General features: G+C 56.2%; 25 protein-coding genes and 3 pseudogenes. 15 read left to right on the top strand and 13 right to left on the bottom strand.

Going from position 1 to position 26,644, the window contains the following annotated elements:
* Window positions 1-46 precede the first annotated feature (46 nt).
* From FBY01_RS00640 to FBY01_RS00620, 5 genes are all read left to right on the top strand, one after another.
* Window positions 47-3,820 (top strand): phage tail protein, encoded by a 3,774-nt coding sequence (locus FBY01_RS00640; RefSeq protein WP_145306227.1) that lies wholly within the window; start codon window positions 47-49, stop codon window positions 3,818-3,820.
* Window positions 3,817-4,140, top strand: coding sequence for a hypothetical protein (locus FBY01_RS00635; RefSeq protein ID WP_256664392.1), 324 nt, complete (start codon window positions 3,817-3,819; stop codon window positions 4,138-4,140). The genes FBY01_RS00640 and FBY01_RS00635 overlap by 4 nt, the downstream gene beginning before the upstream one ends.
* Window positions 4,140-4,820: a hypothetical protein gene (locus FBY01_RS00630; RefSeq protein ID WP_145306229.1), complete on the top strand. Its 681-nt coding sequence runs from the start codon at window positions 4,140-4,142 to the stop codon at window positions 4,818-4,820. The genes FBY01_RS00635 and FBY01_RS00630 overlap by 1 nt, the downstream gene beginning before the upstream one ends.
* A gap of 61 nt (window positions 4,821-4,881) precedes the next feature.
* Window positions 4,882-5,775: a hypothetical protein gene (locus tag FBY01_RS00625; RefSeq protein WP_145306231.1), complete on the top strand. Its 894-nt coding sequence runs from the start codon at window positions 4,882-4,884 to the stop codon at window positions 5,773-5,775.
* A gap of 44 nt (window positions 5,776-5,819) precedes the next feature.
* Window positions 5,820-6,257, top strand: coding sequence for a cell wall hydrolase (locus FBY01_RS00620; RefSeq protein WP_145306233.1), 438 nt, complete (start codon window positions 5,820-5,822; stop codon window positions 6,255-6,257).
* Between the two features lie 109 nt (window positions 6,258-6,366).
* Here FBY01_RS00620 and FBY01_RS00615 read toward each other — a convergent pair whose 3' ends face one another.
* On the bottom strand, window positions 6,367-6,777 hold the full coding sequence (locus FBY01_RS00615) for a hypothetical protein (protein WP_145306235.1): 411 nt from the start codon (window positions 6,775-6,777) through the stop codon (window positions 6,367-6,369).
* 624 nt (window positions 6,778-7,401) lie between these two features.
* On the opposite strand from FBY01_RS00615, the gene FBY01_RS00610 reads away from it, so the two are divergent.
* Complete coding sequence (locus FBY01_RS00610; RefSeq protein WP_145306237.1) at window positions 7,402-7,632, top strand: hypothetical protein; 231 nt, start codon at window positions 7,402-7,404, stop codon at window positions 7,630-7,632.
* Here FBY01_RS00610 and FBY01_RS00605 read toward each other — a convergent pair.
* From FBY01_RS00605 to FBY01_RS00560, 10 genes and pseudogenes are all read right to left on the bottom strand, one after another.
* Window positions 7,629-8,267, bottom strand: coding sequence for an SOS response-associated peptidase family protein (locus tag FBY01_RS00605; protein ID WP_256664393.1), 639 nt, complete (start codon window positions 8,265-8,267; stop codon window positions 7,629-7,631). The two genes, FBY01_RS00610 and FBY01_RS00605, sit on opposite strands and share 4 nt — an antisense overlap.
* Before the next feature lie 80 nt (window positions 8,268-8,347).
* Complete coding sequence (locus tag FBY01_RS00600) at window positions 8,348-8,722, bottom strand: hypothetical protein (RefSeq protein ID WP_145306239.1); 375 nt, start codon at window positions 8,720-8,722, stop codon at window positions 8,348-8,350.
* A 268-nt stretch (window positions 8,723-8,990) separates the two neighbouring features.
* Window positions 8,991-9,200 carry a hypothetical protein gene (locus FBY01_RS00595; RefSeq protein ID WP_145306241.1) on the bottom strand — a complete coding sequence of 70 codons (210 nt, stop codon included), beginning with the start codon at window positions 9,198-9,200 and terminating at the stop codon, window positions 8,991-8,993.
* Between the two features lie 311 nt (window positions 9,201-9,511).
* Window positions 9,512-9,809, bottom strand: a pseudogene (locus tag FBY01_RS31730) (integrase); the annotation flags it as partial.
* Window positions 9,810-10,331: 522 nt separating this feature from the next.
* The gene (locus FBY01_RS00585) at window positions 10,332-11,324 is read right to left on the bottom strand and encodes a LacI family DNA-binding transcriptional regulator (RefSeq protein WP_145306243.1); all 993 of its coding nucleotides are present in this window, start codon (window positions 11,322-11,324) and stop codon (window positions 10,332-10,334) included.
* Between the two features lie 75 nt (window positions 11,325-11,399).
* The gene (locus FBY01_RS00580; protein WP_077748105.1) at window positions 11,400-12,902 is read right to left on the bottom strand and encodes a sucrose-6-phosphate hydrolase; all 1,503 of its coding nucleotides are present in this window, start codon (window positions 12,900-12,902) and stop codon (window positions 11,400-11,402) included.
* Complete coding sequence (locus tag FBY01_RS00575) at window positions 12,899-14,044, bottom strand: ABC transporter ATP-binding protein (RefSeq protein ID WP_077748106.1); 1,146 nt, start codon at window positions 14,042-14,044, stop codon at window positions 12,899-12,901. Before FBY01_RS00575 ends, FBY01_RS00580 begins: the two co-directional genes overlap by 4 nt.
* Window positions 14,045-14,071: 27 nt before the next feature.
* Complete coding sequence (locus FBY01_RS00570) at window positions 14,072-14,914, bottom strand: carbohydrate ABC transporter permease (protein ID WP_077748107.1); 843 nt, start codon at window positions 14,912-14,914, stop codon at window positions 14,072-14,074.
* Window positions 14,911-15,873, bottom strand: coding sequence for a carbohydrate ABC transporter permease (locus tag FBY01_RS00565; protein WP_077748108.1), 963 nt, complete (start codon window positions 15,871-15,873; stop codon window positions 14,911-14,913). The genes FBY01_RS00570 and FBY01_RS00565 overlap by 4 nt, the downstream gene beginning before the upstream one ends.
* Window positions 15,874-15,894: 21 nt before the next feature.
* Complete coding sequence (locus tag FBY01_RS00560; protein ID WP_145306359.1) at window positions 15,895-17,169, bottom strand: ABC transporter substrate-binding protein; 1,275 nt, start codon at window positions 17,167-17,169, stop codon at window positions 15,895-15,897.
* A gap of 167 nt (window positions 17,170-17,336) precedes the next feature.
* Here FBY01_RS00560 and FBY01_RS00555 point away from each other — a divergent pair, with 167 nt between their 5' ends.
* The 9 genes and pseudogenes from FBY01_RS00555 to arsJ all read left to right on the top strand — a co-directional run bounded on the left by FBY01_RS00555 (window position 17,337) and on the right by arsJ (window position 24,523).
* Window positions 17,337-18,902 (top strand): carbohydrate porin, encoded by a 1,566-nt coding sequence (locus FBY01_RS00555; RefSeq protein WP_145306245.1) that lies wholly within the window; start codon window positions 17,337-17,339, stop codon window positions 18,900-18,902.
* Window positions 18,903-19,032: 130 nt separating this feature from the next.
* A pseudogene (locus FBY01_RS00550) lies at window positions 19,033-19,371 on the top strand (PfkB family carbohydrate kinase); the annotation flags it as partial.
* Window positions 19,372-19,855: 484 nt separating this feature from the next.
* Entirely contained in the window at window positions 19,856-20,269 is a 414-nt protein-coding gene (locus FBY01_RS31725; RefSeq protein ID WP_083376316.1) for an arsenate reductase ArsC, read from the top strand.
* Between the two features lie 9 nt (window positions 20,270-20,278).
* Window positions 20,279-20,650 (top strand): metalloregulator ArsR/SmtB family transcription factor, encoded by a 372-nt coding sequence (locus tag FBY01_RS31720; RefSeq protein WP_145306247.1) that lies wholly within the window; start codon window positions 20,279-20,281, stop codon window positions 20,648-20,650.
* 27 nt (window positions 20,651-20,677) lie between these two features.
* Window positions 20,678-21,148: an arsenate reductase ArsC gene (locus FBY01_RS00540; protein ID WP_145306249.1), complete on the top strand. Its 471-nt coding sequence runs from the start codon at window positions 20,678-20,680 to the stop codon at window positions 21,146-21,148.
* Between the two features lie 112 nt (window positions 21,149-21,260).
* On the top strand, window positions 21,261-21,977 hold the full coding sequence (gene arsH, locus FBY01_RS00535; protein WP_010455860.1) for an arsenical resistance protein ArsH: 717 nt from the start codon (window positions 21,261-21,263) through the stop codon (window positions 21,975-21,977).
* A 93-nt stretch (window positions 21,978-22,070) separates the two neighbouring features.
* Window positions 22,071-22,265, top strand: a pseudogene (locus FBY01_RS00530) (protein phosphatase); the annotation flags it as partial.
* Between the two features lie 23 nt (window positions 22,266-22,288).
* Window positions 22,289-23,293 (top strand): ArsJ-associated glyceraldehyde-3-phosphate dehydrogenase, encoded by a 1,005-nt coding sequence (locus tag FBY01_RS00525; protein WP_077748114.1) that lies wholly within the window; start codon window positions 22,289-22,291, stop codon window positions 23,291-23,293.
* Window positions 23,294-23,302: 9 nt separating this feature from the next.
* Window positions 23,303-24,523 carry an organoarsenical effux MFS transporter ArsJ gene (gene arsJ, locus FBY01_RS00520; RefSeq protein ID WP_145306253.1) on the top strand — a complete coding sequence of 407 codons (1,221 nt, stop codon included), beginning with the start codon at window positions 23,303-23,305 and terminating at the stop codon, window positions 24,521-24,523.
* 276 nt (window positions 24,524-24,799) lie between these two features.
* On the opposite strand, the gene FBY01_RS00515 is transcribed toward arsJ, so the two are convergent.
* Window positions 24,800-25,042 carry a thioredoxin family protein gene (locus FBY01_RS00515; protein WP_010455847.1) on the bottom strand — a complete coding sequence of 81 codons (243 nt, stop codon included), beginning with the start codon at window positions 25,040-25,042 and terminating at the stop codon, window positions 24,800-24,802.
* Window positions 25,043-25,064: 22 nt separating this feature from the next.
* Complete coding sequence (locus tag FBY01_RS00510; RefSeq protein WP_145306255.1) at window positions 25,065-26,507, bottom strand: permease; 1,443 nt, start codon at window positions 26,505-26,507, stop codon at window positions 25,065-25,067.
* Window positions 26,508-26,644: the final 137 nt, after the last annotated feature.

The raw sequence follows: 26,644 nt of genomic DNA, 5'->3' as shown, positions 1-26,644 counted from the left end.
CAACACAGCCGCCCATGAGGCGGTTTTTTATTGCCTGGAGAAAAGCATGGGCGCAGCAGAGAAAATTGACGTCTTTGGCGCCAAGGGCGGATCGGACAAACCGAAGACGCCGACCGAGGCGCCGAACAGCTTGCGCTCGGTGGCCGTGGCCAAGATTCTGATCGCGATCGGGGAGGGCGAATTCGCCGGCAACCCGACCGCGCAAGACATCTTCCTCGACAACACGCCCTTGCAAGATCCCCAAGGCAACATGAATTTCCCGAACGTTAAGTGGGAGTTCCGCAGCGGTTCGGTCGAGCAGAGTTACATTCAGGGTATCCCGTCGATCGAGAACGAAACCTCTCTGGGTATCGAATTGCGCAGCGGCACGCCGTGGGTTCGAGCGATCAGCAATACCGAGCTGTCAGCAGTGCGCCTGCGCTTCGCTTGGCCAGCGCTGCAATCGGTTGATGCCAGCGGCAACGTGAATGGTTACCGGATTGAATACAAGGTTGAGCTGGCCACTGACGGCGGTGCCTATCAGCAGGTGCTGAGCGAAGCCGTCGACGGAAAAACCACCAGCACCTATGAGCGAACCCGCCGCATTGATTTGCCCGCCGCTACCAGTGGCTGGCTGATCCGCGTCACCCGCATTACGCCGAACCAGAACAACAACAAAATCGCCGACACCATGCAGATTGCTGGCTTCACCGAAGTCATCGACGCCAAGCTGCGCTATCCGAACACAGCGCTGCTCTACATCGAATTCTCGGCCGAGCAGTTTCGCAACATCCCGGCGGTGACCATCGAATGCCAAGCCCGCAAGTGGCTGGTGCCGAGCAACTACAACCCAGAAACTCGAAGCTACACCGGGATTTGGGACGGCACTCTCAAGGAGGCCTGGACTGATAACCCGGCGTGGGTCACCTACGGCGTCACGGTGAATGACCGTTTCGGCTTGGGGCGCCGCATCAAGCCGTGGCAGGTCGACAAGTGGGAGCTATACCGGATCGCCCAGTACTGCGATCAACTGGTGCCGGATGGTAAAGGCGGCCAAGAGCCGCGCTTCATCTGCAACCTGAACCTGCAGGGAAAAGCCGATGCCTGGGCACTGCTGCGCGATATCTCGGCGATCTATCGCGGCATGACTTACTGGGCTCAAGGCCAAGTCTTCACCTTGTCCGACATGCCGCGCGCCACCGACTTCGACTTTGCCTACACCCGGGCGAATGTCATTGACGGCAAGTTCACTTACTCAAGCGCATCGGAGCGGACTCGCTACAGCCGAGCCCTGATCAGCTACGACAACCCGGCCAACAACTACGACACCGACGTCACCGCGGTGACCGATGCCAAGCTTCAGCGGCGCTACGGCGATAATCCGCTGGAGATCAGCGCAATCGGCTGCACCCGCGAATCGGAAGCGCAGCGGCGTGGGAAGTGGGCGCTACTAACTAACTCGAAAGATCGCGGGATCAACTTCCGTGTTGGCCTTGATGGTCGCATCCCGCTGCCTGGCTACGTCATTCCCGTGGCTGACGAACTGTTGGCCGGCCGCGCGATCGGCGGGCGCATCTCGGCGGTTGCTGGCCGCGCTATCACGCTGGACCGGGACACCCAGGCCAAGGCCGGGGACCGGTTGATCCTGAACCTGCCGAACGGTAAGTGTGAGGGCCGTACCGTGCAATCCGTGGCGGGACGCGTGGTTACCGTGACCGTTGCCTTCTCTGCGGTACCGGAGCCCGAACTTGTCTGGGCGCTGGATGCCGATGACTTGGCCGTACCGCTTTATCGGGTTACGGCAGTTTCGCGGCCGGAGCCTGGTGTATTTGAGATCTCGGCCGTCCAGTACGACCCGAGCAAGTTCGCTCACATCGACACTGGCGCCCGTCTGGAGGAACGGCCAATCAGCGTGATTCCGATCACTGTCGTTCCGGCACCCGCGAGCGTCACCGTCACCTCGAATTCGGTAGTATCCCAAGGCATCGCCGTGGCCACCATGTCCATCACCTGGCCGGCGGTGAGCGGCGCAGTTGCGTATGACGTTGAGTGGCGTAAGGACAGCGGCAACTGGATCAAGCTGCCGCGTACAGGTTCCACCGGCGTGGATGTCGTCGGCATCTATGCAGGCGACTACTTGGCCCGCGTCCGCGCGGTCAGCTCTTTCGACATCTCGTCGATCTGGCGCAGCTCGATGCTCACCAACCTCAAGGGCAAGGAGGGATTGCCGCCGGCGGTGTCATTCCTGACGGCCACACCTTTGCTGTTCGGCATCTATCTGAAGTGGGGCTTCCCGGCTGGCGCCGAGGACACCCAGCGCACGGAAATCTGGTACGGCCCGACGACCAGTCTGGAGGCTGCCACCAAGCTCACGGACTTGTCGTACCCACAAAGCGATTTCTCGCTGCTGGGGTTACGCGCGGGAGTGACGTTCTTCTTCTGGGCGCGCCTGGTGGATCGCACCGGCAACATCGGTCCTTTCTATCCAGTCGGGCTGGGCGTAATGGGCCAGTCGAGCTCGGACGCCGCAGCAATTCTGGAAATGATCGCCGGCCAGATCGGAGAGACAGAGCTTGGCCAGGACCTTCTGGACAGGATTGACTTGATTGATGGCAGTGGCCCTGGCTCGGTAAACGAGCGGCTGCAGGATCTGCAAGATGAGATCGGTGATCTGGTTGATGCTCTGGTGTACGTCCCGACCGACGCCTACGTGCGAGACAACACTGTCAGGGTTGGCGACAACCTGTGGACTGCAATTGTCGATGTTCCAGCGAAGGCAGACGGATCGAATGGACCGCCGAATGCCAATTACTGGGTGAATAGCGGCCAGTCAATCAGGACTGCCAACGGCCTTGCTGCCCAGGTCACGCAGAACACCGCCGCTATCACAACGGTTGACGGTAAGACGACGGCCAATGCCCAGCAGATCGCGGGCTTGCAAACCGCGTTGACCGGCAAGGCGAGTGTCGACGCGCTGAACAGTTTAAGCGGAACAGTGACGCAGCAGGGCGGCACCATCAGTGCGCAAGGCACTGCAATAACCGGTCTTACGTCGCGGCTGGGCACTGCAGAAACGGGGATAGCAGCGCAGGCGCAGGCCATCACCAGCCTTGACACTAAGGTCACCACGATCGATGGAAAGGTCAGCGCTCAGTCGACCAAGATCGACGGTGTTTTCGCCCAGGTGAATCCTTCACTTGCCGGAGACGAGCAAAGCTCCGCTGGTAATGACCAGTTGTTTGTTGGGGTTTGGTCAGAGCAATCGGCGCGCATTGAGGACGGCGTTGCAACAGGGAAGCGGATTGACACCGTCCAGGCTGACGTGGGCGGTCTTGGCGACGCCATCCAGAAAACAGCCGCAGTCGTCCAGACCACAAGTCAGGCCGTGGCAGCGCTTGACGGCAAAGCCTCGGCTATGTGGTCCGTGAAAATGCAGGTGACCGCAAACGGACAGTACGTCGCGGCCGGCATCGGGCTTGGCATTGAGAACACCGGCGCGGGTCTGCAGAGCCAATTCCTCGTAAGCGCCGATCGGTTTGCGATTGTTAATAGCCTTGCAGGGGGAGCGATCTTTGTGCCCTTTGCAGTGCAGAACGGCCAGGCATTTCTAGATGACGCCTTTATTCGTAATGGCTCAATCGGGATGCTGAAAATTGGACAATACCTGCGCTCGGATAATTACGTCGCCGGCGTTCAAGGTTGGCAGCTGGATAAGGCGGGCAATCTCGAATTCAACGGTCCCGCTCCAGGTGGTGGACGACTGACGATGACTAATAGAGCCATTAAGGTCTATGACGCGAACGGCGTTAAGCGCGTGCAATTGGGAGATCTCGACGCATGAGCCATGGTGTGAGGATTTGGAGCGCCGAGGGGGCGCTCCAACTTGATGAAAACTCTTTCACCATGCGCGTCGTTTACAGCGGTTTGGTCACGGGTAGCAACACAGTCGCGTACCAAACCGTTCCCGTCCCGGGTCTGACTCCTGAAAACGGTGCTGCATTTGTTGTTCCGATCGGCTCTTACAACCAGGTGCAAGATAAGCAACTGGAGACAGAGGTGATTGCCGGAGCTGTGCGAGTTTACAGCTACATTCGCGGGCGAGAGCAGTACAGCAACAAAACCGGCGTCACCATGCGACTCATCGTTATAAGGTTTTCATAATGGGCTTCGGACTTGAATACACAAACAACAACAACGTCGTAACGATTGATTCCGAGTTCACCCGATTGGTAGTTCTTGCAAAAGGTATTTACCAGCCTACTCAAGAGTCGGGGCTTGGGTCAGTCACCTATTTCCCATCGGTGATCACGAGCCAAGAGCCTCCTCTGGTATTTGTGCGACCGTCAGGTAATGTCGGTATTGCCGGCTTATGCCTGATGACGGTGTTCGGCTCGCCCGGGGCATGGACCGGATTCTACGTGAGGGCCTATGACGTGAACACGTTACAGCCGAATGGGACCTACTTCGCTTGCGGCTTTGCCGCGAGTCCTGTAGCAAAATTCGGCATGCGACTATGGGGCGGCGACACTAAGCTGCTTTTCGATTCAGACACCCCATATGCAATTTTTACGCGGTCCTTTCAAAATTGGACATATATCAAAACCGATTACACAACACAGTCCGTTCCAAGGAATTACTATCGAGTTCCATTTAATTTTCCGGCAGGCGAGCACATGCTCATCAACACCTTCGGCATGAGTATGCTGAACGATGGTGTGCAAAGTCGGCAGTTGTATTGTTGGTGGGATTTTTCAGGTGGCAATTTGTTCGCTTTAACAGTCGGACTAGGCAATCCATTTTCGTTCTTTCTTCCTGCGGTATTTGCAAAGCTGGGTACTTGACTGTTTTTGCAACACTCTCCCCGCTAGTGAGCGATGTTTAAATAATCAAATAGGAATGACCATGGCCAAGCAGACAATCAATCTGGGCGCCACGCCTACGGGCGCTGGCGGCGATACAACCAGAAGTGCCTTCAATAAGATGCAATCTAACGTCGATGAGTTGTACCTTCGAACCAACAGTTTAGGGACCGCCGCTAATAGAAACGCGGGAAGTGCATATGGGCAGGTTCAGCTTGTTGGCGACAGGCCTGCCGCCATTGCTACATCCATCAACATGTGGGGTAACTCATTTGCCTTCTGGAATAACATTTCGACCGTTGGCGCTCCTGAAGTGCAGTCAGGCACCATGCTTAACATGGCTTGGCCTGATGGCAACTACGGCGCGCAAATACTGGCCTCGTTTTCAGGTAACCTCTTTTTCAGGGCTGGCGATTATACCTCGGCCCCTATGCGAAAAGTTTGGCATAGCGGTAATACTACCGTCGGTTCCGGGGGCGTGTTATCGCAAGCATCACCCATCCTCAGGGTTGCGAGTATCGACAACACCGAGCGACAAGATCTTGTAGAGGAAGGTTTTGAAATTGCCGGCCTGTGGGGGGCTGTAAACCTCGAAGCTAAGGGAGTTCAAGTTGAGCGGCTTGCAGTCGGAACATACAGAGTTACCGGCAGCTTAGGCCTTGCTCTGCAAGGATGGCGTATTCAAGACCCATGCTCGCCTGACGGCGGTAGAACACTGGGTTTGACCGAAGCGAGCCAGGATGAAAATGGAGTCATCACCATTCTCCTTTTTAAGCAACGTTGGTCGTTGACCGATGATGGTGAAATGGTTTTGGGCAAAGGCAACCCAATTGACGTGCCCGTAAATAGTTGGATTGATGTCCGGCTCGAGATGCCGAAGCTTGAAGAGCCGCCCGTTCCCGTTCCCGTGCCCACGGAAACAGTTACCGAAGAATGAAAAACCCCGCCATCGAGCGGGATTTTTTTTGCCCGGAGAAAAGTATGACCGTCACCGAAAAAGACCGAGACATCCTCGCGCGAACGCTGTGGGGCGAGGCGCGCGGCGAAGACTTCATCGGCCAGATAGCTGTGGCCTGGACGATCCGCAACCGGGTGGAGATGGACCTGCACAACGACGGCAAGCCGGACTGGTGGGGCGAGGGCTATGCCGGTGTGTGCTTGAAGCCCTGGCAGTTCAGCTGCTGGAACAAGAACGATCTGAACTATCCCTACCTGAGCGGCGCCAAACCGATCCCTGCGCGAGAGCTCGCCCGGGCGCGGATGGCCGCCGATCACGTGATCGACAACAAGGCGCCGGATCCAACCAACGGTGCCACGCACTATTACGCTACGACCATGCCGCGACCACCGACGTGGGCGAAAGGCGCAAAGCAGACGCTCAAGCTCGGGCATCACGTGTTTTTCAAGGATGTGCCCTGACTCTTGCCTCGCGGCATTATCAGATGCGGTCGTGTTTTTCATTGTAGTGCGGCGCACGTGCAAGCCTCATAGCTCGAAAAGCGACCTGCAGCACAAAGCTCAAAATTTTCTAATCTATATTTAATGGCTTTCGTCCCGCTATCGTGTCCACTAGTTCTTTTACAGACATGGGGCTGTTTCTCCAGCGTTGTATAACAGAAGTCACAGTGAGGTAAGCACTGATAGCTGTGCCTCCGACAAAAAGATTATTCCAAGAAGCGCCGCTGATTAAAAAGTCTTTAAATGTACTTGTATACAAAGTAGTTGAAGTTGTTAGCAAGATCCCTAAAGGTACAATCCAATCTCTGCTTTTAAGAATGCTCTGGTGATGTTCTTTCAATATCCGGTGCAGTTTGTCTTCAGTGATGCCTATGATATGCGTGTCTGTATTTTGTGAAATCCCAATAGGGTTGATTTTAATTCGTTCTTCACCAGGCTGGGCGGCAAATATTATTTTGTCAGAGCTGTATGAAGTTGACATATTATTTCAGCTTCCGCCACCATAGCTGCATAGTTAAGTGGTTAATGTTTCCCACCGTGTAATTACACATCAATAAGTCGACAAACCCCTCGTCTTTTATAACGGCCAGCTCGTATGGCGCGTTTAGCGCGGTCCCTAACGGGTTGGACCAATTAATTAATGTCATAATAGAGCGGCCGTTACTTTGTATGAATGACACAGATTGTCCGCCGCTACCGCTTTCATGCGCTATGGACAAGGGGAGCACTATCTCTTTAGCAGTATAATCCTGGCTGATTACAATATCTACTTCGCACGACGCGCCAATGGGTATCATTAAGTCATAAGTAGAGATCAGACAACGACCGTCCAAGCGTATGTTTTTACTCACAACGTTCTCCAATTGTTTTGTACAATCGTCCATTGAATAGACGCTAGAATGCTCTAATACTAGGTTCGGGGCTTAATGGCAAGATGTAACCATGAATAGAAGCACGGGGCAGGTGGCTGTTAGCGTCGCGGCGAGCTTTGTAAATTGAACCCATCACCATCCTATCCTTGCTCCGCTTGGCAGCTGAACGCCAACACACATTGAGGCGTCGATGCCGCTATCCTGTTGCTGATCTCGAATAAACAGGAGGCGGCATGGAAGTTGTAGAACTGAGTCCGAACATCGAGCGTGCGGCCGACAAGCTGCTCGCCCAAATCTCACGGGCAGACTCGATGATCATTGCGGCGAAGGCGGGCGCTAAGGCTGAGGGATTTGTTCTCGGCTTAGAGTCGGCGCGCGCATTGACCGAAGCTACGATTGATCGGCTTTATGTGATCTTCGATGCGGCGACCGAAGAACGTCTGCGAGCACTGGCGTCGACTTAAAATAGGCCGTCTTCCTCAATCGGCTTGATCAGGTCCGGGCCTTGGTTGCGCACGTTACCGATCGCCCGGTCGACTTTGAACCACTCGAACGCCTCGGTGGGCTCGCCCTGATGCAGCACCATTTGTTCGGCGCGCTCCTTCGGCGTGGCCGGGTCCAGCCATTCGCGGGCCAGCTCGGGCGATAGCGTTACCGGGCGGCGGTCATGGATATCCACCATGCCGCCGGCGCTGTCGGCGGTGATAATGACGAAGCCGTCGTGCTCGCTAGGCTCATGCTCTGCGTTCGGGTATTGACCGATCGCGGGGCACAGGATCGGCGAGCGGTCCCGCCGGCGGATCAGGTAAGGCTGCTTCTTCGGTTCGCCTTCGTCCACCCACTCAAACCAGTTGTTAATCGCGATGATTGCCCGGTGCGGCCAGATTGCGCGGAAGAACGGACCGTGGGCGACTTTCTCAACTCGAGCGTTGATCGGCGCCGCGCGGTCCTTGGCCCAGTGCGGCCGCCATCCCCAGCGAACCATATCGGCGTGCAGGTATTCACCTTCCTGATGGAAGATCGCCAGCTGAGTGGTGGGCGCGGCGTTGTACCGCTCGAACGGTTGGTCGCCCGCGTTATTGATCAGCGAGTTCGGCATGCTCAGCGCAGCAACGAAGTCATGAATGCCCTGGTACTGGGTGAGTCGTCAGCACATGGTCTGAGTCCCTGGCTTTGCAATCAGCTTTTCGGATATTGCGTGAAGGGGGCAACGCCCGTAAGGCTTCGGATCTTCGCGTGAAGCTCACTGATCACCTTGGCGTTGGCCATCAGCTCCCAGTTAGTTTTCGTCTCGATGTCCGTGGCTCTTCTATTGGCATCAGACGCAGCGGCGAGGGCGCAGTTCAGTTCAGCGCGCAGCTGATCACGCTCCCTCGACACGTCCGCATGCATCTGAACCAGGCCGAAGATGTCCTCTCGCGCTTTGCGCAGCTGCAGCGTCAGCTCCTGGACCTCGTTCTCGGTCATGCGAAGGAAGTAGCGGCAGGTCTCAAGCTCAGTGGGGCAGCCAAGCCAGTCGCTGGTGTCTTCGATTTCGAGGGGGTCCACGGTCATGCCTTATCGATACTGTTCGGATATACAGTAATCGAGGCGCAGGTTTCGGGCGAGGGTGAGGCGACGAGCTGTAGGGTATTTGGAGTGACGAACGGTAGGCAGGACGCCCAAGGAAGGAATGAAGCTTGTACCAATTTTTGTACCACTGGCCGTGTAAAGCAGGTTAAAACCGGGTACGCCAAAGTATGCAAGTGCCCGGATTCATTGACTATTGTTACTTTGCCTTACCCCTTTAGAATCGCGGTGTAATTCTGTTCATGATGCAGAGTCACTCTGGCGTCATCATGACCGCAAGGGTCATCTTGATGAACTCCTCATTTCGGTCAATCACCTCCAGGGCGCAGCGAACATTGTTGCCAGCCTCTGTCGAGCCTTGGCTTTCAACCAGCAAGGTGAGTTCCATGATAGCGGCCTCTAGGGCGAGTTGGTTTTCGTTGATCTTGTAGAGCAGGGAAGGGAGCAGGTCTGAGTCAGGCATCGCGATTTCCTCCGTGAAGAGGACAGCGTAGCAGCCAAAAAAAGGATTGGTATTCTGTCGGCAGGACGCCGGGGGAGGGTGCGTGACTTTTGCGTGACTCTCTCACGCATCTGTAAGCACTTGTGGGCATTCGATTGCAGCGAGCGCCAATGATTACGGCCGTTTCACAAGGTCTTACAGGGGGACTGCGTGCATGGGGTGCTAGGGGTCGAGTGTTCGAATCACTCCGTCCCGACCATATTTACTGAGTCAGACACTTAAGCCGATCAGCTAGGTCGGCTTTTTTGTGTCTGCGCAAAACCCGCGCAAGACTACCCGGTGATTTCGCTGATATTCAGGTCCGGAATTGCCTCGGACCAGATCATTTTCTCGTGGTCTCGCTGGTAGTTTCTGGTCATGCCCTCGCTCGCATGGCCCGCAATTTTTTGACCATCCTTTCCGGCTTTCTTGTACAGGTGCAGCGACAGCGCACTCGCACTTTGTGAAAGTCCGGCAACTTTTCCTCCTCCATCCCTTGTAGCAGTCTGCCGCCTCCCGGGCGTCCTTGAGCCCTCGAGTCAAATACCTCTCTTCAATCTTCGTCCAGTGGTCCTTCGTCTGCGCATGTTTCTATCAGCTTCTTATCTGGGGTTTCTCGGCCTCTTCCAGTGAGCGGCGACGTCGCTGTATCGAGCTCATACCACCGCTGAATACCTCAACGAGCCCTATGAGCGCGTCGAAGGCCTCCACTCCTGTTTCACAATCACCTGCACCAAACGCGCCGTTCTTTATCGTCGTAAACCAATTTCTTGTGTTGGCAGGAAGACGCTAGGCGTCGACTCATCCCCGTGGCCCCTTGTAGATGAGCCAGGCCATATAGGCGAGGGCGGCGATAGGGACGATCACGGAATCGACTGCTTGAACGGAACCGCCCAGACCCAAGGGTTGGAATCCCAGTTACCGCCAATTCGTTCCGGAGTGACCGCACTTGCGGGCGCGGTAACTGTAGGTTGTGCGTCGAAAGTCAGAGGAACAGCGGAAGGGTAGGCTTGGAGTGCAGGAATGCAGCACACTTTGGGCCATAAGTGGTCGGTGACAGGCCAGTGGCAAATCGAAAGCAAGCGGGGGCGCTATCACCGAATTAACTAAATCTTATAGCGATGCCCTAACCACCAATGGACAATCAACTGGCTGGGCTCCCGATACGTCGAGGGTCTCTATCAGGTGCCGTGCAGCCTTGCGACCGATCTCGTAGTACGGCAGTTGCACCGTGGTCAGCGGCGGGATAAACAGCTCAGCAATACCGATCATATTGTCGTAGCCGAGCACGGCGACATCGTTGGGAATTTTCAGGCCACGGCCCAACAACAGCTGATAGGCACAAAAGGCAATGCGGTCATTGCCGCAGATCAGAATATCAAATTGGGGACGACCATCAATGACGTGCCGGTCGAGGATAGCTGCTGTTTCACAATAGGCATCATGATCGGAAAGGTCGTATTGCAGGAGCGCGTCAGGCGCCAGTCCGAATGCCTGACAGGCACGCTGCATGCCTTTTTGTCGCAGGCCCCAGGCCAGACTTTGTTTTGGCAGATTGATACACAGAGGGCGCTTATAGCCGAGGTTCAACGCGTGGTGTACGGCCCGATACTGCCCCATTTCGTCGTCTGGTACATAGCTGACGAGACGGCTGTCATCTGCCAGGCAATTGGCGAGCACCAGCGGTTTGGTCTTCAATCGCTCGGGAATACACACCTGGCGAAACCCCATGGCGCTGAAGATCAAGCCGTCCGGACGGTGCGATAGCATCAGGTCGATGTTCTGGTCGGTGGGCGGGTTGCTTAACAGGTTGAGGATAAATACATTCCAGCCGGCTTGCTGCGCGGTCTGCTCGATGGACAGCAGCAGCTCGACCGCGAATGGTGTGGTCGCGGTGTCCAGCGCGAACACACCGATGGTTCGCGACTGGAGGTTGTCGCCGCGCATCTTGCGCGCCGACAGGCTCGGTACGAATTGCAGTTCATCAATGGCACGACGCACCCGCAGAAGAGTTTCGGGGCTCAGTTTTTCCGGAGTGTTGAGCGCTCGAGAAACCGTCATCAGGGACACGCCGGCCAGCTGTGCAACGTCTTTCACTGAAGTCATGCGAAGTGAGGCCGGTCAGGTTGACGCAGAATCATGACACATGGCCCGCGCTTCTCGCGACCCGAATGACGCCGCTCATAGCCATCCCGAGTCGAGAGGCCATGCCTTGGGAATCGAGACACGCCCGCCACTCCCGCTTGCTAGCAGCTTCACGCCCAGACTGTCGGGCCGCGGATAGAGGCGACTGCTGAGGCTGAAGCGTCCGTTTTCGTCGAACACCTCGATGGACGAGCGATCGAGGAACACGCGCAGTTCCAGTCGATCTTGTATCGGGTCTATCGATACGCTGCGCTGGCCTGTGACTTGCGCACCCGAGCGGCTGCGGTCAAGCACCAGGCGATTCAGTGATGCATCGTAGTAGAGCAGGGTTTCTTCACGGCCATCGTCGCTGCAACGCAAGGCGACTCCCAAGTGGCCGTCGGTGCACCCGAACAAATCCAGATGCACATGGATTTCGAGCATATCGCCATTCACTTCCGGCACCCACCGGGTTCCCGACTCCTCCCACCACGGCGTACCAGGCAATTGCGTCATTCGCAGAGCGGTGAGCTCCCGTGCCGGATACACGAAAAGGCGATCTGCGCACAGTTCAAGTTCGCGTGGCAATCCGAGCATGCCGCACCAGTGATGGGCCTGGCTCGGCATCGGGCTTTCCCACATGTCGAGCCACGCCCACACGAGGCGTCGACCATCGGCGGCCAATAGCGTCTGCGCCGCATAGAAATCGTGGCCGTTATCCAACTCGATAAAAGGCCCGCCGGTGAAGTTCCACTCGTTGTCGAGTCGGCCCACTCGGTAACCAGTCTGGAACTTGTTAAGCCGTTCGTAGCCATGGGGTAGCATGCCTTGGGGGGAGTACAGCAGCACATCGCGTCCGTTCAGTCGAAACAGATCCGGGCACTCCCACATATAGCCATCGCCCTCGCTGCCGCTGGACACATAATCAAGGAACTCCCAAGTATGCAGATCCGTGGAACGGTACAGCGGAAGCAGCGGCATATCGCCCAGACGTGCGCCGACAATGAGGTACCAATAGTCATCCTCCTTCCATACCTTGGGGTCACGAAAGTGCATGATAGTGTCTTGCGGCGCGGTCTCGATGACTGCGCCATGCTTGACGAACCGGATGCCGTCGATGCTGGTGGCCAGGCACTGGACTTGTCGGATCAAGCGTTCATCACCCACTTCCCCCAGCCAGGTGTGTCCGGTGTAGATCAGTGCCAAGGTGTCTCCACACACCACTGCGCTACCGGAAAAACATCCGTCACGGTCGAAGTCATCGCCGGGTGCCAGCGCAATGGGCAGGTGCTGCCAATGAACCAGATCGGCACTCTTGGCGTGGCCCCAATACATCGGGCCCCATTTCGCGTCGAAGGGGTGGTGCTGATAGAAAACGTGATATTCGCCACGAAAGTACACTACCCCATTAGGGTCGTTCATCCAGCCTGCCGGCGGGGAAATATGATAACCGGGTCGATAATCCTGGATGACGCGAGACAGGCTGTCTCCCAGTGCGCGCTGCGCAAGGTCAAGGGACGAAGACATTGGATCGCTCATGGTATTCAAAGATAAGGTCATAGGGCGCCTGCTCGGACTGAGCGTGGAGAGACGTCATCCGGCAGGGTTTCAATGACTTGTGGGTGGCGCCTCAAGGCCGTGCCGTCGGCGTCGAACAGGTGCAGGTTGTCGAAGTCCAGCTGCAGTTCGACCCGATCGCCTGCCTGCCATCCGGCGTTGACTTCACAACGACAGATCAGTGGCTCGTCCTGACCTGTATCCAGGTGCACATAGGTTTCACTGCCCAGGTATTCGACCGCGGTAACGACGACGCCGGCAGTTCCCTGCGCCGCCTTGAGCGACATGTGTTCCGGGCGAATTCCCAGGCTAAGCGGGGCGTCTGCCGCCAGGTTCGAGCTGTCGAAGGGCAGGGAGGTCATACCCAAAACGGGAGTATCGACCAGGCTGGTTTCGCCCGGGGCATGCAGGCGCGCCGTCAGAAAGTTCATTCTGGGCGAACCGAGAAAACCGGCGACAAAGCGGCTGGCCGGGCGTTCATAGAGTTCGCGCGGTGAACCGACCTGCTCTACGCGACCGCCGTTGAGTACAACAATTTTGTCGGCCAGGGTCATCGCTTCCACTTGATCGTGAGTGACGTAGATCATCGTCGAGCCCAGTCGATCATGCAGCCGGGCGATTTCGTTGCGCATCTGCACCCGCAAGGATGCATCCAGATTGGAGAGCGGCTCATCGAACAACAAAATGTCCGGCTCGCGCGCCATGGCTCTGCCCATTGCCACTCGCTGACGCTGCCCTCCAGACAGTTCTTTTGGCTTGCGTTGCAGCAGTTTGTCCAACTGAAGGATTTGCGCTGTTTTCAGCACGCGCTCGCGCAGGCTGCTCTTTTCAGTCTTGGCCAGTTTGAGACCAAAGCTGATGTTGTCGTAGACGCTCATGTGCGGGTACAGCGCATAAGACTGAAACACCATACCGACGCCACGCTCGCGCGGTTCCAGGTCGTTGACCCGTCGCCCGTCGATCAGCAGGTCGCCGCCGCAGATCGAATCCAGTCCGGCAATCAGTCGCAGCAGGGTCGACTTTCCGCAGCCAGAAGGGCCAACGAACACCACGAATTCACCCGCTGCAATCTCCAGGCTAACGTCGCGAAGAATCCGCACGCCGCCCAATTGTTTGTTCACGTTGTCCAGTTTCAATTTGATCACGATGCTGTTCCTTGTACGTGTTGGGCATCAACCCTTTAACGCGCCGGTAGTGAGACCGGAAACGATTCGGCGCTGGAAGATCAGCACCAGAATCACCAGTGGGACGGTGACCAGCACCGAGGCGGCCATCAACAGCCCCCAAGGCAACTCATGGGGGCTACCGCCGGAAATCAAGGCAATGGCGACCGGTACTGTGCGTTGCGTGTCTGTGAGGGTGAAGGTCAAGGCAAACAGGAACTCGTTCCAGGCTGCGATAAAGGCCAACAGGCCAGTGGTGACCAGTGCAGGCCAGAGCAGCGGCAACAACACGCGGGTCAGCGTGACCCAGGGCGAAGCGCCATCCATGATTGCTGCTTCCTCCAGTTCATGGGGCAGTTGCCCCATGAACGTGGTCAGCACCCACACGGTGAAGGGCAGGGTGAAAATCGTGTAGCTCAGGATCAACGCCAAAGACGTGTTGTACAGACCCAGGGCGCGGATCACTTCGAACAGCCCCGACAGTACAGCGACTTGGGGAAACATCGACACGCCGAGAACCATCATCAATACCGTGCCACGTCCACGGAATTTCACCCTTCCCAAGGCATAGGCGGCGGTCAGGCTGAGAAACAGCGCCAGCGTCACCACGCACAGCGCAACCAGCAGCGAGTTACCGATAGCCCGCAGGAATGAGGCTTGATGGAGTACCGCCGCGTAATTTGAAAAGTCGGGGTTTTCGATCCAGTAGCTCACCTTGAACAAGGCACTGGACGGCTTTAGCGAAGTCACGATGGCGTAGTAGAAAGGGAAGACCGCATACAGCAGCAACACCCCGATCAGACACCAGAACCCGAGGCGCCACAGCGCTTTTTTCAGTAGGCGCTGGCTCATGACCGAACCTCCAGTTGACGGCGTCCGAGGTAGAGATAAAGCATGGCGATTACCGCAACGACCAGAAACAACAGAGTCGAGGCCGCGCTGCCATAGCCAACATCCTGGAACTCCACCAGGTGCTGGCGGGCATAGACCGACATGCTCATGGTGCTCGATGAGTTCGAGGTCAGCACATAGATGACGTCGAAAACCCGCAGCGAGTCGAGGATGCGGAAGATCGCCGCCACCAGCAGTGCGGGCATCAGCAGGGGAAGCGTGACACGCCAGAATACCTTCAGCGGATGAATGCCATCGACCCTGGCGGCTTCGTAGCAATCGCTCGGCAACATCTGCAAGGCCGCCAGCATCAGCAGCGTGACAAAAGGGACGGTCTTCCAGACGTCGACGATGATCACCGCCCACATCGACAGATCCGCGTCTGCTGTCCAGGCCAGGGGAGCGTCAATCAGGCCGATACTCAGCATCAGGTGATTGATGATGCCGAACTGGTCGTTGAGCATCCATGACCAGATCTTCGCCGAGACAATGGTAGGAATCGCCCACGGAATCAGAATCAACGCACGCACCAAAGAACGGCCGGTGAACTTGATGTTCAACAGCAACGCCACCAGTAGCCCTAGTACGACTTCCAGTCCCACCGACACCACAGTGAAATGCAACGTGTTGCGCACAGCGTTCCACCATTGTGGATCGACCAGGATGCCCGACCAGTTGGAACCGTTGTGGAACAGATAATTGCTCAAGCCTACGAAGGATCCACCACGGGTGTCAGTCAGGGTGGCGTCAGTCAGGCTGAACCAGAATGTACGCAGTAGCGGCCAGGCGGCCACGAGGGCCAGACACATCAACATCGGTGTCAGAAACAGCCAGGCGGCGCGTACTCGGCGACGCTGTACAGGCGTTTCCCTGGTGACCAGGAGCTCGTCACAGGGGGCATGGGTAATAGAGACAGACATGGTGAATTCCTTCCTTGTGGCTTACCAGTTCCGGCGTTTGATGCGCGTGAGTTCGCTTTCCAGTTCGGCCAGCGCCTGATCGACCGGCAACTCGCCTGCCAGCACGCCATGCACTCGATCGAAGAACGCGTTGGAGACCCGTGGATAGCGCTCGGCTGTTATTGAGGCGGGGCGCATGACCCCTTCGTTGAGAATACTGAGGAGTTGACTGTAATAAGGCATGGCCGCGAGCAGCTCGGGGTCTTGATAAAGCGACTCGATAACCGGGTTATAGCCGCCTACTAAAGCTCGATGTTTTTGCTGTCGGGCACTGGTCAGGTAGGTCACCAGCTCTGCGGCAAGTTTTGGATGGGCGCTGTAACGCGATACCGCCAGGCCCCAGCCACCGAGGGTGGAGGCATGGGTGCCGGTCATGCCGCCTCGGGGCAGGGGAGCGACGCCGACTTTATCTTTTACGGCACTATCCTGGCTTTGTACCAAGGCCCAGACATAAGGCCAGTTACGCATGAACAACGCATTTCCCGACTGGAATACGCCTCGTCCTTCTTCCTCGGTGTAGTTGAGTACGCCACGCGGGGAGATGTCTCCTACCCAGCTTTTCGCCAGGGTCAAAGCAGTTCTCGAGGCCTGACTGTTGACCACGATATCTCCTGCTGGATTGACCAGTCCGCCTTCCGGATGGCTGCTGATCCACTCCAGCGCATTACACGTCAGCCCCTCGTAAGCGCGTCCCTGAAAGATGTAACCCCATGCATTGGGGTTCCCGGCAGTGCGCTCTGCTTGTTGAACATCCCTGGCGGTCGCGGTCATTTCCTCCCAGGTCTGGGGAACCTGCTTGGCGTACTTCTCAAGCAAATCCTTGCGGTAATACAGCAGGCCCGAGTCGGTGAACCACGGCATCGTCACCAGTCGTCCATTCACCGTGGCGTTATCCACCTGTGTCTGGAAGTAACCTTGAGTCGCGTTGGCGGGCAGCACCTCGCGCAGATCCATCAGATGTTTGGCCAGCATCCCTGGCCACACCATATCGATTTGAATGATGTCGATGTCGGTGGACTGAGCACTGAGGATCTGTTGGTAGAACGACAACCTCTCGGTTGCCGAGTTAGGCGTGGAAACCACCTCGACGTTGTTGCCGGTCTGTTTCGACCACGCCTCGACAGCCTCCTTGCACAGTTGTAATTCGGCCCCCACTGCACCGCACGAAATCGTCAAATCGGCTGCGCTCGAGACGGATGGAAGTCCGGCACAGAGGGTGATTAGTGCTGCAGGAAGGAGAGATTTCAGATGTTTCATTGAGCACCCTTTATTTTTGTTTTTAGAAAAGTTAACGTTAACATCGCCAAATGTAGCAGCGTATTTGCGATGAAGCATCCATTTTTTCGTCGATTACCACAATTTACAACTCACGAAAAATGGATGGTCGCGGGAATTACACAATAAAAACAAAACAGGGAATCCACATGCAGAAAGCATCAAGCTGGCTACTCGCAGGTGTGCTCGGCACCTCGGCGGCGACCTCTCAGGCCGCGACTCTGGAAGAACGCATGGCCGCGTTTGAAGTCCGTGCCAGCGCAGCGGAAAAGCGCGCAGCCGCAGCTGAACAACAAACCCAGGCACTCGCCAGGGAATTGCAGCAGATCAAACTCGCCACTCCCGCCGCGCAGCCTGTTGCGTCCACTGCGACAGCCATTGAGGCGCCTGGGTTGGACACCCGGCTGGCAAAACTGGAAGCCCGTCAGCAAAGCTTGGAAAAGCAGGGCAGCAGCGGCCACCTCACGGACGGCTTCAGCTTTAAGGGTTATGCCCGTTCCGGATTGCTGATCAACGATGGGCTAGGTGGTGGTCGTGGCGGCCCTTATACAACCCCGGCCGGTTCAGTCGGTGGCGCCGTCGGGCGACTCGGCAATGAAGACGACACCTACATGCGCATCGACCTGTCGAAAGAGGCCTATGCGCAGAACGGCACCCGTTCCAAATTCACGGTTTCCATTGCCGATGGAGTGGAAAGCTCCAATGACTGGACGGCCGACGAAAGCAACCTGAACGTGCGTCAGGTATTTACAGAGCTCGACCATCTCGCTGCATTCAAGGGTAATTCAGTGTTCGAGAACGCGACCTTGTGGGCAGGTAAGCGATTTGATCGAGATAACTTCGATATCCACTGGCTGGACTCGGACGTTGTCTATCTGGCTGGTACCGGGGGGGGAATCTACGATGTGCAGATGAACAAGAGTTGGCGCTCGAATTACTCCTTGGTCGGGCGTAACTACGGGGATTTCAGTGAGGGCGGCATCAACGCAGACGTGGAAAGCTACATTCTGACCTCCAACCAGTTCTTCGATAATGGTCAGTGGCAGTGGATGTTCAATGCCATTGGCTCCAGGAAAAACGACATTGGCACCCGCAGTAATGAAGCGGGGCTGACACCAGCAGATTCCGGGTTGCACAGCATGCTGGCCAATCACCAGAAAAACTTTTTCGGCCGAGAAGGCTTCTTCAAAACGGCACTGCTCTATGGGCAAGGTCTGGGGGCAGAGGTCAAGAACGTCGGCTCGGATGGGGAACTGATTGACGATGCCCGCGCTCTGCGCCTGGCACTTTACGGCGAGACACCCATAGCGCCTGGTTGGCGCATCGGCCCCAGCTTGTTGGTCGAACAGAGCAAGGATAGATACGTTAAAGGTGACAATTACCGTTGGATGACCCTGAACATGCGTTTGGCCAATGCAATCAACAGCAATTTCGAGATGGCCTACGAAATGAGCTGGCAAACCATGAACCTCGACCCGAAGGGCTATCTACAACGTAATGCGGTCGACGGTAACTTCTGGAAATTCACGATCGCGCCGACATTCAAACCTGACGTTGGAGACCTGCTCACTCGTCCCGAACTGCGTGTGTTCGCGAGCTTCATGAATTGGTCTTCGGATCTGGACAGATACAGTACCTCAGACTCCTTCGGCAAGACGGACTTCAACGCCGGAGGTGTGTGGCAATACGGGATACAAATGGAAACCTGGTTTTAATGTTTGAACGCGTCGGCCAACACGCCTTCAGCTCATCGATCCCTGCTTTTCACCAAGCGTATTGAGTAATTGATTACCGGTCAAAACTGATCAGCCAGCAGTTATCCCTAAAAAAAATGAGGAAATGACGATGGTATTACCTCGCGCAGTAGTATTTGGCGAAGCCCTGACCGACCTTGTCCAAGGCACTCCTGGACAGTGGAAAGGTTACCCAGGCGGTGCTCCCTGGAACGTTGCACGAGCGCTAAGTCGCTTGGGTGTTAATAGCGTTTTTGCTGGGGCGGTGAGCATGGATTCACTGGGTGACGAGATAGTTTCGCAGTCGGAAGCGGCAGCATTAGATATGAGGTTTATCCAACGGGTAGACCGAGACCCTTTGGTCGCCATCGTTCCATCGAGCCGTCCTCCAAGATACTTTTTTGCTGGAGATGCTGATCTGTTTTTTGATCCGGATCTGATGCCAGAAGGATAGATCAAGGGTTGGTTGTGAAGGCGGGAGGCCAGATACTTCCACCTGTGGACCCAATCATTGTGGCGACTGGATTCCGACCTGACAGGAGCCTGCTCGCCGAGTTGCGTATCGCACTTGATCCCGCAACTCAAAGCGTACCTCGCCGGTTTGTTGCAAAGCCTAGTGCGCAGCAACCTGACCCGCCTCGATGACCGGGGCGGCATAGGGGCGACCTTCTTTTTTTCTTTTGCACGTCCAGGTAGTCCTTGAACCAAGGGCGACCTATTTCTGCGTGGGTGACAGATTCATTACAGAAACCATATATACATCGTCGCAGATATTTGAGGAGACACGGAAGGCTGGCTAGCGCCTTGATACAAAGCTTTTATTGAAGGTGCTCGGCGGCGTCCAATCGTTTTGATGGATTAATGTTCGTTGGCTCTTTACCTTACATACGGAAAAACATATATTCGTCAAACCGCATATGAGCTGAGGCTTCACAATGACCAGCAAAGCCCGTGTTCTGTTTGTCTGTACTGCCAACGCTGCACGCTCCCAGTTGGCCCAGGCGTTGCTGAGGCATACCGATTCGGAGCATTTCGAGGCGTTCAGCGCCGGCACAACTCCAACTCAGGTAGATCCGCGCACCTTCGAGGTGCTTTCACACATCGGTGTGAGCACCGAAGGATTACGTAGCAAGTCGATAGACGAGTTCCATGGTGAGCGTTTCGATTACGTCATCACCTTGTGTGATAAATCCGCTGCGCAATGCCGGTCTTTACCTGGAGCGGGTGAGGCATTGGCCTGGAGTTTTGAAGACCCAGTCACCAGCACCAAACCCGATGCCTTCCGTCACACCCTTCACGAAATTCATGAGCGCATCAAGATGTTCGTCTTGGTCAAAAACAAGCACTGAGAAAACGATATGGCTGACCATCTGACACCGACCACTGTTTTCAAATGCCTTGCTGACGACACTCGGGTCCGCACGATGATGCTCATCACCCGTGAAGGAGAGCTTTGTGTTTGCGAGCTGACCTGCGCGTTGAACGAGAGTCAGCCAAAAATCTCCAGGCACCTGGCGCAACTGCGTACTTGTGGCCTGTTGTCGGACCGTCGGCAAGGCCAATGGGTGTATTACCGACTTCACCCGAATCTCCCTGATTGGGTTCATCAAGTGCTGACCACCGTGCTGGAAAGCAACAAGCACTGGTTGAGCCCTGATGCCAAACGCCTTGATGAAATGGGTGACCGTCCTGAACGGGCAGCCGTGTGCTGTGAAAACAAAATCGCCTGATTCCGTCTTCGACTATGAGATCACTCGATGAAAATCCTGTTCCTCTGCACGGCCAATAGCTGTCGCAGCATCCTTTGTGAGGCGGTTTTCAATCACTTGGCACCGCAAGGCATGAAAGCCTACAGCGCGGGCAGTCAACCCAAAGGCGACGTGCATCCGCTGAGTCTCAAAACTTTGGAAAACGCTGGTATGTCGACGCTCGGGCTGTTCAGTAAGTCCAGCGATGTCCATGTGAATTTGGCACCTGATTTCGTCATCACGGTGTGCGACAAGGCTGCCGGTGAGGCGTGTCCGGTATTTTTCGGACCGGCCACCAAGGCGCACTGGGGGTTGGCTGACCCTTCGGAATACCACGGGACGCAAGAAGAGATCGGGGCGGCTTTTGAAGCCACCTTGGAGCAGATCAAAACCCGTATTGAAGCTTTCTTGGCTTTACCGCTTGCCCAACTGAGTGCCGAACAGCTCAAGGCAGAACTGGCCCTGATTGGCATGCTGTAACCACAGGAACAATGACCATGAGTAAAAATCGCCTTTCCTTCCTGGACTGATATCTGGTTGAAGTGCCGTTGGTTCGATGACTCCAAGAGCGCTGTTGCGCAGGACAAAGACTATGTTTGAAGACGACATCCCCCAACTCGATACCGACCTGGTTGATCTTCCATCGGCTGACAAGCTGGGCATCGAGAAGACCTCCATCCACAAGCCGCGCATTTTGCTGCTGTACGGATCGACCCGTGAGCGCTCCTTCAGTCGCCTGATGGTCGAGGAGGCCGCTCGACTGCTGGAGCACTTCGGCGCCGAGGCGCGGATTTTCAATCCGTCCGGTTTGCCGCTGCCAGATGACGCCCCCGACAACCATCCGCGCGTGAAGGAGTTACGCGAGCTGATGTTGTGGTCGGAAGGGCAGGTCTGGTGTTCCCCGGAGCGTCACGGTTCCATGAGCGCGGTCTTCAAGGCGCAGATCGACTGGGTGCCACTCGCAATGGGTGCGGTACGCCCGACCCAGGGCAAAACCCTCGCCGTCATGCAGGTGTGTGGTGGCTCGCAGTCGTTCAACGTGGTCAATCAGCTGCGAGTGCTGGGACGTTGGATGCGCATGTTCACCATCCCCAACCAATCCTCCGTGCCAAAGGCCTATATGGAGTTCGACGATAACGGCCGGATGAAACCTTCTCCGTTCTACGACCGCATCGTGGATGTGATGGAAGAGTTGGTGAAATTCACGCTGCTGCTTCGCGACCGTCAGGACTATCTGGTTGATCGTTATTCCGAGCGCAAAGAGTCGGCGGAAGAACTCATGAAACGTGTCAATCAGCGCTCCATCTGAGGATTTTTCACCGTGCAACAACACCCATATTCCGTACTTCCCTTGGCACAGTTCAATGGCCAATTGATCTTCACCCCGCAGCGGCTGACCGAAGGGAGAACCATCGCCATCCATTGCAAGGGCGGCTCGGGTCGTACCGGTTTGGTCGCCGCTCAACTGTTGATCGAGAGCGATGTGCCCTTTAGCGATGCCATCCGCGATGTTCAGTCGTTGCGTCCACGCGCCATTCAACATCCTGCCCATATCGAATACATCGGCCAGTTCGACACTCAGTCGAACTCCCACTGACAACAGATACAGAGCACAACAACATGACTATCAAAGTTGGCATCAATGGTTTCGGTCGGATCGGTCGCCTCGCGCTGCGAGCAGCCTGGGGCTGGCCAGAATTCGAATTCGTGCAGATCAACGATCCAGCGGGTGACGCGGCGACGCATGCACACTTGCTGAACTTCGACTCGGTGCATGGTCGTTGGCACCACGAAGCCAGCGCGGAAGGCGATCAGGTGGTGATTGGCGGCAAGCGCATCAAGGTGACCGCTAACAAAGCGATTGCCGACACCGACTGGTCGGGTTGCGATCTGGTGATCGAGGCCAGCGGCAAGATGAAAACCGTGGCGGTGTTGCAAGCCTACCTGGATCAGGGCGTCAAGCGTGTGGTGGTTTGCGCTCCGGTGAAGGAAAAAGGGGCGTTGAACGTCGTCATGGGCGTCAACCATCAGTTGTTCAAACCGGCTGAACATCGCATCGTTACCGCCGCTTCGTGCACCACTAACTGTCTGGCGCCCGTGGTGAAAGTCATCCACGAGAAACTGGGCATTCGTCATGGCTCGATCACCACTATCCACGACCTGACGAACACCCAAAGCATTCTCGATCAACCGCACAAGGATCTGCGTCGTGCGCGTGCTTCGGGCATGAGCCTGATTCCAACCAGCACCGGCTCGGCCACCGCGATTGCCGAAATCTTCCCAGAGCTGCGTGGGCGCCTAAACGGCCACGCCGTACGCGTGCCGCTGGCCAACGCGTCGCTGACCGACTGCGTCTTTGAAGTCGAGCGTGCTACCACTGTCGAAGAGGTGAATCAACTCCTCAAGGACGCCTCCGAGAACGAGCTGAAAGACATCCTCGGTTTTGAGGAGCGTCCGTTGGTGTCCATCGACTACCGCACCGACCCGCGCTCATCGATCATCGATGCCCTGTCGACGATGGTGATCAATGGTACTCAAGTGAAGATCTATGCCTGGTACGACAACGAATGGGGCTATGCCAATCGCGCCGTCGAACTGGCCAGACTGGTCAGTCTGGCGGACTAAGGAGCGGTCATGAAAGCGTTGTCAGCCCTCGCTCCGGAAGTGCGGCAGTACTTGCTCGTCACGGGCAACTATTGGGCCTTCACCCTCACCGACGGTGCCTTGCGCATGTTGGTGGTGTTGCACTTTCACGCGTTGGGCTACAGCCCACTGCAAATCGCGGCGTTGTTTCTGTTCTACGAAATCTTTGGCGTGATCACCAACCTGGTGGGTGGCTACCTCGGCGCCCGGCTGGGCCTGAACCGAACCATGAATATCGGGCTGGGCATCCAAGTCGTGGCGCTGTTGATGCTGACGGTTCCTGTCGCTTGGCTAACCATCCCATGGGTGATGGGCGCACAGGCGCTGTCGGGGATTGCCAAAGACCTGAACAAGATGAGCGCCAAAAGCTCCATCAAGCTTCTTGTTCCGGATGGGCAACAGGGAAAGCTCTACAAGTGGGTGGCAATCCTCACCGGCTCGAAGAACGCACTCAAGGGGGTCGGCTTCTTTCTCGGCGGAGCCTTGCTGGCATTGATCGGCTTCAAAGGTGCATTGCTGGCCATGGCGGGTGTTCTGGCGCTGATCTGGATCAGCAGCTTGATACTGCTGAAGAAGGACTTGGGCAAAGCGAAAGCCAAACCCAAGTTTCGCGACATCCTGTCCAAGAGTCGGGCGATCAATATCCTCTCGGCGGCGCGGATGTTCTTGTTCGGAGCCCGTGATGTCTGGTTTGTGGTGGCCTTGCCGGTGTACCTGAGCAGCGTGTTCGGCTGGGACTTCTGGAAGGTTGGCGGCTTCCTTGCGGCGTGGGTGATCGGCTACGGCATCGTGCAGTCGTTTGCGCCCAACATTACTGGCAAGAAACGCGGCCACGTACCGGATGGTCGTGCGGCATTTCTGTGGGCCCTTGCACTGGCAGGGCTGCCTGCGGCAATTGCTCTCGGGCTTAACACGGCTTTGTCGCAGCAGATGATGCTACTCGGCGGATTGATGGTCTTTGGTGCGCTGTTCGCGGTGAATTCGTCGCTGCACAGCTACTTGATCGTGTCCTATGCCAAGGAAGATGGCGTGTCGCTGGATGTGGGGTTTTATTACATGTCGAATGCGATGGGAAGGCTGATAGGTACAGTACTGTCCGGGTGGGTTTATCAGGTGTATGGGCTGCAAGCGTGCTTGTGGATATCGAGCGCATTCGTTCTGCTCGCAGCACTGATTTCTATCGGGCTGCCAAGGCATGCCGAGGCGATATGAAACTGTCAGGCCGATGAGCCTCTTCGCGCTATGTGCGTTTTTTTGGGGGGGGCGGTAGAGCCTGAATCAGCAGCTGTCGGAGGTACGCCATGGGCAATTTATCCACATCCCCGCACTGTCTTTCGTGGTGATTGCAGCGTTCGCATTGAGCGCTTTTGATAACGGCGAGACACCCGCCAAGCGTCCGTCCGGTATGGACAAGACGATTGAAGGGACATGATTTACAGCTGAGTGGCGCAATAACCAGGGGGATGAAGGATATCCTCCTTCAGCGCATCATTGCGCAGTCGAAATCCAGCCCTGAATATCCGCAACAGTCGGAATCTTCCCGCTGCTTACAACCTTCTCGTTGATCACCAGAGCCGGCGTGGCGAGGATGTCATAAGTCATCATCTTGCCCATGTCGGTGATCTTTTCGAATTCGGCCTGGATATTTAGATTCTGCGTGGCCTGACGGGCAACGGCCTCCAGCTTCTTGCAGTTGGCACACCCCGAACCCAGGATTTTGATGTTCAGCATTGGAAGCTCCTTGGTGTGTAAGTTAGCTTGCTGTTTCTTTACGTTGATAACGGATCAGCTGGTAAATTGCGCCAGTTATGGCCAGCGAGGCCGCCATTCCTGCACCAAGGGTCAGCCAGTGGGTGCCATCGACCCAGGCACCAAATAGCAGGCCGGCCACGATGCTGAACGAAGCGACTAACCCAACGTAGGCTGCGGTCTTCTTGCGACCAATCACCGCCGCCACCATGAGCATGCTCTGCAAGCTAAGTTCAGGATCCGCCATCAAGTAGGCCAAGAGCGGACCAGGATGCATGCCGAGATCAAGGAACATGCGGGCGACGGGCACTTCTACCAGGGTTGGGAAGTACATGAACACGCCGAACCCTACCGCTATGGCATTGGCGAGCACTGTGTTGCTGCCTGCAAGGCTTTCAATCCACTCGGGTTGAATCACCTGGCGAACCATGCCGACAATGAATACACCCACCACCAGCACAACAAATATCTGCTTGACGAAGCGCCAGGCTTCCCACAGCCAGCCTTGCCAGTCTTCGGCTGGCAGTTTTCGGGCAAAGTACCCAACAGACAGCATGGTCAATGCGACACCGAATACACGACCCGTGAAGGTAAAGGCTAATGTGCCAGGTTCTGGCGTCAGTCGCATTGACGCGATCAGCAAGGTACTAGCGGTCAGCCCCAGCGCAACCCATGTCCAGTTGTTGGCACCTTCAGTGATGTTATCCAGACCACGTTTGGCCGTGGCGGCAATCATCAGGAGTAGGGCGATGAGAACAGACCCTTGGAAGCTCACGCCTTCTTCTCCTTTACTGGCGTCGTATGGAACCCAGTCAAACAAGGTGTCCTGCCACGCCTGGGGCCAGAAAAGCGGAACTTTGAAACTGATCAGATCTGCGGTCAGGGGCCACAGTTTCAAGGTGCCCGCAATCAGCAAGGCCACCAAAGATAGCAGTACGCCCAGTGCAGGCCCGGAAACGCTGGCCTTCTCTGCGAACAGGGCATCCGCCTGTGCGTCGTGGGTCAGGTCGTCTTTCCAGAATAGGGTAGCCATCAGCAAGCCAATACCGATACCGAAGATCAGGCAGAGGATCAGACGGGCGATTGCAAACTCCGCTCCCAGAATATTGCCGGTATAGGCCAGGGCCATGATGTTTCCTGCGGGAGCAAAAAACAGGAAGGTGATCGCCGGGCCGATACCTGCTCCTTTGCGGTAAACGCCCGCGAACAAAGGAACAATTGTGCATGAGCAGACGGCAATCAGTGACCCGGCTAGTACCGCCGCAGGGTAGGAAACGTAAACAGGTGCATGTCGACCTAGCCAGTGAGTGATGCTGGCTTTAGGAATAAGTGCTGTCATGGCCCCGGCGATAAAAAACGCCGGCAACAGGCAAAGAAGGACGTGGGCTGCCAAGTAGGAAGCCAGACTGCCGGCTCCGCCATTGAATAGCTTCAGTACGAGGTCCATGGAGAGCCCTCAATCCTTAGCGTTAAGGTCAGGTTTTATGCTATCCGCTGTGCGTTGACCGGCTTTGACTTCGATCAGTTGTACGCGGAAAAATTTTTCAAGGATGTGGTGCTGAAAGACCGATTCAGGGGCGCCTC

This window comes from Pseudomonas sp. SJZ077, from assembly GCF_007993905.1.
Taxonomy (GTDB): Bacteria; Pseudomonadota; Gammaproteobacteria; order Pseudomonadales; family Pseudomonadaceae; genus Aquipseudomonas; species Aquipseudomonas mandelii.
This window is presented reverse-complemented; position numbering and strand designations above follow the sequence as displayed.

Coding starts and splice junctions, on each gene's coding strand:
- FBY01_RS00635 (WP_256664392.1), top strand. CDS start 3,817: ATGAGCCATGGTGTGAGGATTTGGAGCGCCGAGGGGGCGCTCCAACTT.
- FBY01_RS00560 (WP_145306359.1), bottom strand. CDS start 17,169: ATGAAACATCTGAAATCTCTCCTTCCTGCAGCACTAATCACCCTCTGT.
- FBY01_RS00640 (WP_145306227.1), top strand. CDS start 47: ATGGGCGCAGCAGAGAAAATTGACGTCTTTGGCGCCAAGGGCGGATCG.
- arsH (WP_010455860.1), top strand. CDS start 21,261: ATGTTTGAAGACGACATCCCCCAACTCGATACCGACCTGGTTGATCTT.
- FBY01_RS00625 (WP_145306231.1), top strand. CDS start 4,882: ATGGCCAAGCAGACAATCAATCTGGGCGCCACGCCTACGGGCGCTGGC.
- FBY01_RS00555 (WP_145306245.1), top strand. CDS start 17,337: ATGCAGAAAGCATCAAGCTGGCTACTCGCAGGTGTGCTCGGCACCTCG.
- FBY01_RS00540 (WP_145306249.1), top strand. CDS start 20,678: ATGAAAATCCTGTTCCTCTGCACGGCCAATAGCTGTCGCAGCATCCTT.
- FBY01_RS00610 (WP_145306237.1), top strand. CDS start 7,402: ATGGAAGTTGTAGAACTGAGTCCGAACATCGAGCGTGCGGCCGACAAG.
- FBY01_RS31725 (WP_083376316.1), top strand. CDS start 19,856: ATGACCAGCAAAGCCCGTGTTCTGTTTGTCTGTACTGCCAACGCTGCA.
- FBY01_RS00595 (WP_145306241.1), bottom strand. CDS start 9,200: ATGCCTGACTCAGACCTGCTCCCTTCCCTGCTCTACAAGATCAACGAA.
- FBY01_RS00565 (WP_077748108.1), bottom strand. CDS start 15,873: ATGTCTGTCTCTATTACCCATGCCCCCTGTGACGAGCTCCTGGTCACC.
- FBY01_RS00620 (WP_145306233.1), top strand. CDS start 5,820: ATGACCGTCACCGAAAAAGACCGAGACATCCTCGCGCGAACGCTGTGG.
- arsJ (WP_145306253.1), top strand. CDS start 23,303: ATGAAAGCGTTGTCAGCCCTCGCTCCGGAAGTGCGGCAGTACTTGCTC.
- FBY01_RS00510 (WP_145306255.1), bottom strand. CDS start 26,507: ATGGACCTCGTACTGAAGCTATTCAATGGCGGAGCCGGCAGTCTGGCT.
- FBY01_RS00600 (WP_145306239.1), bottom strand. CDS start 8,722: ATGACCGTGGACCCCCTCGAAATCGAAGACACCAGCGACTGGCTTGGC.
- FBY01_RS31720 (WP_145306247.1), top strand. CDS start 20,279: ATGGCTGACCATCTGACACCGACCACTGTTTTCAAATGCCTTGCTGAC.
- FBY01_RS00630 (WP_145306229.1), top strand. CDS start 4,140: ATGGGCTTCGGACTTGAATACACAAACAACAACAACGTCGTAACGATT.
- FBY01_RS00570 (WP_077748107.1), bottom strand. CDS start 14,914: ATGAGCCAGCGCCTACTGAAAAAAGCGCTGTGGCGCCTCGGGTTCTGG.
- FBY01_RS00585 (WP_145306243.1), bottom strand. CDS start 11,324: ATGACTTCAGTGAAAGACGTTGCACAGCTGGCCGGCGTGTCCCTGATG.
- FBY01_RS00515 (WP_010455847.1), bottom strand. CDS start 25,042: ATGCTGAACATCAAAATCCTGGGTTCGGGGTGTGCCAACTGCAAGAAG.
- FBY01_RS00580 (WP_077748105.1), bottom strand. CDS start 12,902: ATGACCTTATCTTTGAATACCATGAGCGATCCAATGTCTTCGTCCCTT.
- FBY01_RS00605 (WP_256664393.1), bottom strand. CDS start 8,267: ATGCCGAACTCGCTGATCAATAACGCGGGCGACCAACCGTTCGAGCGG.
- FBY01_RS00525 (WP_077748114.1), top strand. CDS start 22,289: ATGACTATCAAAGTTGGCATCAATGGTTTCGGTCGGATCGGTCGCCTC.
- FBY01_RS00615 (WP_145306235.1), bottom strand. CDS start 6,777: ATGTCAACTTCATACAGCTCTGACAAAATAATATTTGCCGCCCAGCCT.